Here is a 6362-nt window from a genome sequence, read left to right on the forward strand (position 1 = left end):
AATATACTGATAATGTAACCTTATCTTATTATTTGATATTTCAGGTACATATATCACTTGAAATGGTACAGGGTGCACGGTACAGTTTAGCCACAAATCAGAGCCGAGCCGTATAACAAGGAAATGGCTGGGCTGGGGTAACAAGGGCGGCGAAAGTCGCAAGGCGGCCCCGGTTCCCGCACCACGAAGCGGATGGTGGTGGTCTTTCTTAAAGAAAGCCGCAAGGCGGTCAACCAGCGCTGCCAGCCATGGAGAGCGAAGCGAAGGCTGGTAGACCCCAGTAGCCGCGAGGCCGCACTGTTTTCCCGGCGTGCCTTGCGCCAGAGGGAAAACAAAGTAGGCCTCCGAACGTGGCGTCCAGTCATTGGGAGCCAAGTACGGAGCAGCAACGAGCTTGCGAAGTTGTTGCGTAGTGCTTGGTGACCAGGACGGCTGGGGCACCAATAGGTTGTCAAAGGCAGAGTCGATTTTGGGGGACTGGGATGTCCCAAAATCTATCACGAGGCCGAAGACACGCTTGGCAGGGCACGAAGTGCAGCCCTGCAAAGATGGCGTCAAGGTGGCCACCGGGCAGGGGGCGCTCATGCTGCGTCCCGGCGACACCATTCCCACGCCCGGGGAAATGGCGCCAGCCGAATGATTAGCGACACAGGCCTCGTCAACCCGTGTCATTCAACATACCGGGTGACGCCCGGGTAAAACGGAGAATTGATGATGAGAAAGAAAATCATCATGCAGGCCGCGGATCTCATGCGCGGCCACAAGGTATGGGAAATCGCCACCGTGCGAAATCCCAAAACAGAGGAAGAGCTCCACTTCTGGGGGCTCTCCAGTGGCGATACGATCCTCTTAAAGGGGATCGGCAAACGATGGGTTTCGGTGATAAAAGTCCCCGAGCCTATCGGGGTTGCCCGCAACCGCTACCGCGTTGGCGGTGCGGTGCGGGATCACGAATGGTCCGCCACCAAGTTGCCACGGAGCAGCAAAGAGCAGCGTAAGAACGCGGCTCTCATGGCGGATGCATCGGCGGCCGCCACCCGCCACGAGAAGATGCTCGAGCACGACGACTAGCAACTTCTCGCCTTCAGGCCACCCCTTCAGTGGGGTGGCCTTTTTTCTTCTGGCCGTTCAACAAAAAAATACTTGACAAAAAATAATCGAGGGGGGTACCGTAGCACTAACGCGAGAACCGCTTCGCCTAAAAGCGGCCATACCTTACTCCGAAGTCTGCCAGACCAAGGAGCACACCCCGTCCAGGGGAGCCCGCACGGGCCAAATCAGCATCAGGCTGATTTCCAAGTACGACATCAAACACACCCACCAGTGCTGTGCCACTGGCGTTGGGTTCTTTTTTTCTTTTTTTCACCGATTTCGATTGGAGGTATGGCAATGCTCAACTCTCAACAACAAACTGTGCCCGGCGTTCTCCATGCTCCCGCGACTGCTGTTCGCGTGCCCGTATATGTGGCAAAGAAAGCTGTTGGTAACGAATACGTGTTCCCTGTCACCCGAGAGATGATGGAAAGCGTGTCAGGAAAAAGCGGCAAGCCCCTGCCCTTGGCGGTGTTCCGCCATGACAGTCTGCGCCGGCATTTACTTGGTGTACCCAACATGAAGGCCGGCACCATTGACGGCTTCACCAAGATCATGGCTCACCGCGCAAACTGGGAGCGGGCGGCCAACTACATTCAGGGCGAAACAGAAACCTTTGACCTTGTGCCGGTATTCGATGCCAGTCGGACGCTCCTGACGGTTTCCCTGTCACGTCAACTGGAAGTGATTGATGGGGAGTACACCTACCGTCTTGTCATCAACGACATCAAACCCACCGAAGGTGTAGGCGAGGACCAACTGAGCCTGCTGGCCTCCCTGGCCTCCGTCACCCTGGTCAACATGTTCATCAAGGAAAGCGAAATCCTGAGTGATGAACTGGGCAAGCTCCGGAAAATCCTGGTCACGGAAATCAAGCACTCTCCAACCATGAAGGGCTACTGGGAATGGGAGGCGCTGAAACACATGGAAAAGTGCCACATGGGACACTTCGCAGCCCTCTGTAAAGAAGCGGAACCGGAAGTCAAACCTTACGAGAAATGGGCGTTGGCCTGATTGAGGCGACCATGGCCAAGTACCTGCTGATTGTCGAAAGTCCGGCCAAAGCCAAAACCATTGCCGGTTATCTCAAAGATGCACCGGACGAATGGGTGGTATTGGCGACAGGAGGGCACATCGAGGACCTGCCCCGAAACGAATACGGCGTGGAATATCACCATGGGCATTACCAGGGACGGTGGCGCCTAAAAGGAAAGAAGGACAAGGTAATACAACGGATACGCGAAGCAAAGCGGGGTGCGGATGGGGTATATATCGCCAGCGATGATGATCGTGAGGGTGAACGAATTGCCCGGGACATTATCAAGCACGCAAAGATCGATAACCCGTTGCGCATCACTTTTACCGAAATCACGAAAGACGCGATACAACAAGCCATTCTGCACGGAATACGCCCGCTGCATGACTCCACCGTGGAATCACAGGAGGCCCGCAGGCTGATTGATCGGGTCGTTGGGTATCCCATGTCCGCCATCATCCGTTGGCACTTTCGGGTGATGAAACGCCACGTCCTCCCATCCGGCATTGGCCGGGTCATTTCTCCGGCGCTCAATATCCTGGGTATGAACGAAAAGGCTATTGAGGAATTTGTTCCGGAAAGTTACGAACAAATCGTGGTGGACTACAGCCATCGGGGTCAGCAATTCCGCCTCACGAATAACCTCAAATACAAGCCGGAGGCGGCAGCAGAAATGGAAGCAGCACTTCACGCCTTCCGGACGTCGCCGCATGTCGTGGAGAACTACAAACGGATTACCAATGAGGTGCGGCCTTATCCCCCATTTATTACCGCACGGCTTCAACGCGCCGCGTTTTACCTGTTTAGATTTGAGCCTGACTACACCATGAAGTTGGCCCAGGAATTGTATGAAGGCGTGGATACCCCCTGGGGGCGTACCGGAATGATTACCTACCCACGGACGGACTCATACCATCTGAGCGACCACGCTGTTGATGAAATGATTGCCATTTTGACGGACCACTATGGAGAAGAAGCTGACGAATACGTTCTCATGACGAAACGTCAGTTTGAGAACAAGACCAATGCACAGGCCGCGCACGAAGCCATCCGCCCAACCCACTTTAGCGAAGAATACTGGCCCGGGGTAGCGCAGCAATACCTGACAGAAGACCAGACCCGCCTGTATGAAATGATTTTCTACCGCACCATGTCCACGCAGGTGCGCAATGCGCTCTACGACATGTCCATCCTGGAAGTTGATGTAGGAGGGAACAAACTGATTGGCCGGGCCTACGAACGCCTGTTCGATGGATGGGAACGACTGGACGGACACCGTATCAACATCGCTGAGCGCAACGATGACCCGAACGCATTCAAATACCGGGAAGTTGTCCTGCCGGAATTCGATGTAGGAGACGAACTTCGCCCACTGGAAATCACCACGGTCGAAGGCCATACCAAAACACCGCCCCGTTATGGTGTTGGCCGGTTCATCACGACCTTGGACAACAAGGGCATTGGCCGGCCATCCACCCTGGATACCGTCATTCCAAATTTGGAGAAAAAAAAGTACGTCAAAGTGGTCAAAGGCATGCTGCATGTCACCCAGTTGGGCATGGATGTCAACGACTGGACAACCGAGCATGCCAGCTGGCTGAACGACCTGGAAGAATCAAAACGGTTTGAAGAACAACTTGATGCGGTAGAACACGACAAGCAAAGCAGGGATGAACTCATCGAGGAATACACCAAGCGTGTTGCTGAAGTAAAGCAAGCGTTGGGCTATCAGGATATGAGCGAGCGCCCACCGTCACAGAATCAGCTCACTTTTGCCGCCCGGTTGGCGCGAGAAGCCGGCGTCACCCTGACAGATGAGGATGTACGCAGTGCGGCATCCATATCGAAATTCATCAGCAAATACAAAAAACCGAATCAGGAAATCGGGAAATGCCCGGTGTGCAAAACCCATCCAGTAGTGGCATACGAAAAAGTCTATCAATGCACCAACAAGGAATGTGGTTTCCGGGTCTGGAAAAAAAGCGTCGAAAACTTTCTTGAGAGGTATCACCCCGAATACCAGGACGCGGACGCCCTAGTAACCGACATGCTACGCCGGAAGAAAACCCGCATGGATGATTTAACAGGCAAAAACGGAAACCGGTTCAGTGCGTACTACGCCTTCGAAGCGCGAGAGCATGGAAACGGATATGGCATATCCCGTGTGGGATGGGCGAGAAAAACAGGAGGAACCAAACATGAGTAATGCAATAACAGCAGGAGACACCTACGTCATTGGGCAGAGTCTTTTTGGGTCGGCAGCGAGGCCCAAACGCAAGATGCTATGGAACCCTGATGAACTGAACAACGGTCATGTGTTGGTCTGGGGTGGATCAGGTGCTGGTAAATCAGTGTTTCTAAGGGATATCATTGGATATCTCAGAGACAGGAAAAAGCATGTTCATGTGTTGGACTTGCACGGGGACCTGCATGTTGAGGGTGAAAACAGCATGCAATTTGGTACCTGGGATGCGCCATACGGCGTCAACCCATTCGAGTTTCTTCGGCAATACAATGCGGGTCCGGAGCAGCAGACCCATGAAATCGTGGAAATGTTCCGCAAGACCTACATGCGCAGCATGGGGCCGCTGCAAGAAGCCGTGTTGCGCCGGCTCATCCTCGATACATACAAGCTCAAAGGCATTATGCCCAGGGACATGAACACCTGGGGAGACAAGCCGGGCGAAAACCTGCCGGTCATGGAAGACATGCTCTACCTCATCCATAACATACTGGAACATGGCGAGGGTGTGGATGAAGAAGTGGAAGTGGGCAAGCAGGTGATGAAGCTTGGCGAAAAACTTGGAAAACTGAACAAGGAATACCTGGCCATGCTGGCGGAGCAGGAGCGGATGGTCGATGAGTGCGCCAATGAGGAGGCCCTGCAGAACAAGGCAGCCCAACTGGATAAACATAAACGGAAAATAGACAAAGCACGTCTCGACCTCCAACAACGCATCGAGCAGTACATTGAGGAACGATTCGTCTTGGCCGTGCCACAGGAACCAAGAAACGACAACCTGGCCATCGACTACAAGTTTTACCTTGAACGCCAAGCAAAGAGTGTCGTGGTTAAGCTTCGCACCTACGTCGACACCCTGGTGAACCAGGGCGTGTTCTCTGCTACGCCGCCCCCAGTTCGAGCGGGACTGAACCGCTATGACCTGAGCAAGATGCTACCCAAGGCGCAGATATTCTTCTGTGACGTACTGATTGGCAAAGTATTTCGCGCCCTGCAGATGCGTGGTGAATACATGAAGCTCAATGACACAGGACGGGGAAAGCGGCTGGACACCTATATTGTCATCGACGAAGCGCAGAAGATACTGCCCGACAAGCAGGCGGACCGCGACCGCCCCAACCTTCTGATAAACCGAATTATGTCAGAGGCACGTAAATATGGCCTGGGCCTGATCGTGGTGACCCAATCACCCAGCAATTTCTCACACATCATGCTGGCCAACGCGTCGCAAAAGATCGGGTTCAACACCAATGCCAACGATATTCCCGCTGCGAAGCGGTTGCTTGGCATTCAGCAGGATCACCTGTTCGAACATGCCAAACGCTACGGTGTCGCTATTGTATCGGACAAACAGGGGTACCTGTCTGCTCAGACTCGCGTACCGGAACTGATTGGAATAAAGATGGACGACGATGGCCCGGCCATTGGCTCTGCCGCGGAGGATGAAGAGATTATCCCGCCGCCCACGCCGGACGATCATGCCTTTGGCGGCCCACCGGAACTGACGGTCATCGAGGTGCAAAATCAAAGCCGGCCGGCGCCACAACCGGCGGTGGCGCCCAGGTTCTGACCCCGGAGCAGGGCCAGGGTCGGGGCCGGGTAGGGCTCTCCCTCCTGCCGGCCGAACCAGGATTTTTAAGCGAACCCCGCGCTTTAACTGGGGCAATGAACACGACACTGGCCGTCCACCGGTGTTGTTTTATTTTACAAATGGCTTGGGCAGCCAAATGGAGAAAACCATGAAAGCAACAATGACCACCGCAGAGGTGGTTAACCAATGGTTCGTGAACCACTACACCTGCCCGCGCTGTGGAGCGCAATGGGAGGACGAGTGGTCATCGACGGTGGATGACGAATGCCCGGAGTGCCAGACGCGGAACATCAGCCCGCATCACTCCGAGGAGGTAGCGCCATGAAGAAGGGGTGGGACCATCCAGAGGCCCAATACAGTAAAAGGGGCCACACCTCGTTTTCTGTCGTTGTCTGGACGCC

8 protein-coding genes are annotated in these 6362 nt (G+C 54.4%); 6 read left to right on the forward strand and 2 right to left on the reverse strand.

The annotated features are described in order from the left end of the window. On the reverse strand, positions 1–501 hold a 501-nt coding region (locus tag ACOCD2_RS10370), incomplete at its 3' end, for a hypothetical protein (RefSeq protein WP_419625693.1). Between the two features lie 16 nt (positions 502–517). On the opposite strand from ACOCD2_RS10370, the gene ACOCD2_RS10375 reads away from it, so the two are divergent. Further along, positions 518–640 carry a hypothetical protein gene (locus ACOCD2_RS10375; protein WP_293814937.1) on the forward strand — a complete coding sequence of 41 codons (123 nt, stop codon included), beginning with the start codon at positions 518–520 and terminating at the stop codon, positions 638–640. Between the two features lie 74 nt (positions 641–714). Then, on the forward strand, positions 715–1071 hold the full coding sequence (locus tag ACOCD2_RS10380; protein ID WP_293645957.1) for a hypothetical protein: 357 nt from the start codon (positions 715–717) through the stop codon (positions 1069–1071). Positions 1072–1198: 127 nt separating this feature from the next. On the opposite strand, the gene ACOCD2_RS10385 is transcribed toward ACOCD2_RS10380, so the two are convergent. Next, positions 1199–1366 carry a hypothetical protein gene (locus ACOCD2_RS10385; protein WP_293688398.1) on the reverse strand — a complete coding sequence of 56 codons (168 nt, stop codon included), beginning with the start codon at positions 1364–1366 and terminating at the stop codon, positions 1199–1201. 23 nt (positions 1367–1389) lie between these two features. Here ACOCD2_RS10385 and ACOCD2_RS10390 point away from each other — a divergent pair, with 23 nt between their 5' ends. The 4 genes from ACOCD2_RS10390 (at position 1390) to ACOCD2_RS10405 (ending at position 6286) form a co-directional block, all read left to right on the forward strand. Then, positions 1390–2106 (forward strand): hypothetical protein, encoded by a 717-nt coding sequence (locus tag ACOCD2_RS10390; protein WP_294052079.1) that lies wholly within the window; start codon positions 1390–1392, stop codon positions 2104–2106. After that, positions 2091–4334: a type IA DNA topoisomerase gene (locus ACOCD2_RS10395; RefSeq protein WP_293652636.1), complete on the forward strand. Its 2244-nt coding sequence runs from the start codon at positions 2091–2093 to the stop codon at positions 4332–4334. Before ACOCD2_RS10390 ends, ACOCD2_RS10395 begins: the two co-directional genes overlap by 16 nt. Beyond that, positions 4327–5940 (forward strand): ATP-binding protein, encoded by a 1614-nt coding sequence (locus ACOCD2_RS10400; protein ID WP_419618425.1) that lies wholly within the window; start codon positions 4327–4329, stop codon positions 5938–5940. Before ACOCD2_RS10395 ends, ACOCD2_RS10400 begins: the two co-directional genes overlap by 8 nt. A gap of 124 nt (positions 5941–6064) precedes the next feature. Continuing rightward, positions 6065–6286, forward strand: a complete 222-nt coding sequence (locus tag ACOCD2_RS10405; RefSeq protein WP_293652637.1) for a hypothetical protein — start codon at positions 6065–6067, stop codon at positions 6284–6286. Positions 6287–6362: the final 76 nt, after the last annotated feature.

It is taken from the genome of Thiolapillus sp., from assembly GCF_048562965.1.
GTDB lineage: Bacteria > Pseudomonadota > Gammaproteobacteria > Chromatiales > Chromatiaceae > Thiolapillus > Thiolapillus brandeum_A.

Excerpts from the sequence above, each read along its gene's own strand:
- ACOCD2_RS10395 (WP_293652636.1), top strand. The coding sequence starts at position 2,091 with ATGGGCGTTGGCCTGATTGAGGCGACCATGGCCAAGTACCTGCTGATT.
- ACOCD2_RS10400 (WP_419618425.1), top strand. The coding sequence starts at position 4,327 with ATGAGTAATGCAATAACAGCAGGAGACACCTACGTCATTGGGCAGAGT.
- ACOCD2_RS10390 (WP_294052079.1), top strand. The coding sequence starts at position 1,390 with ATGCTCAACTCTCAACAACAAACTGTGCCCGGCGTTCTCCATGCTCCC.
- ACOCD2_RS10380 (WP_293645957.1), top strand. The coding sequence starts at position 715 with ATGAGAAAGAAAATCATCATGCAGGCCGCGGATCTCATGCGCGGCCAC.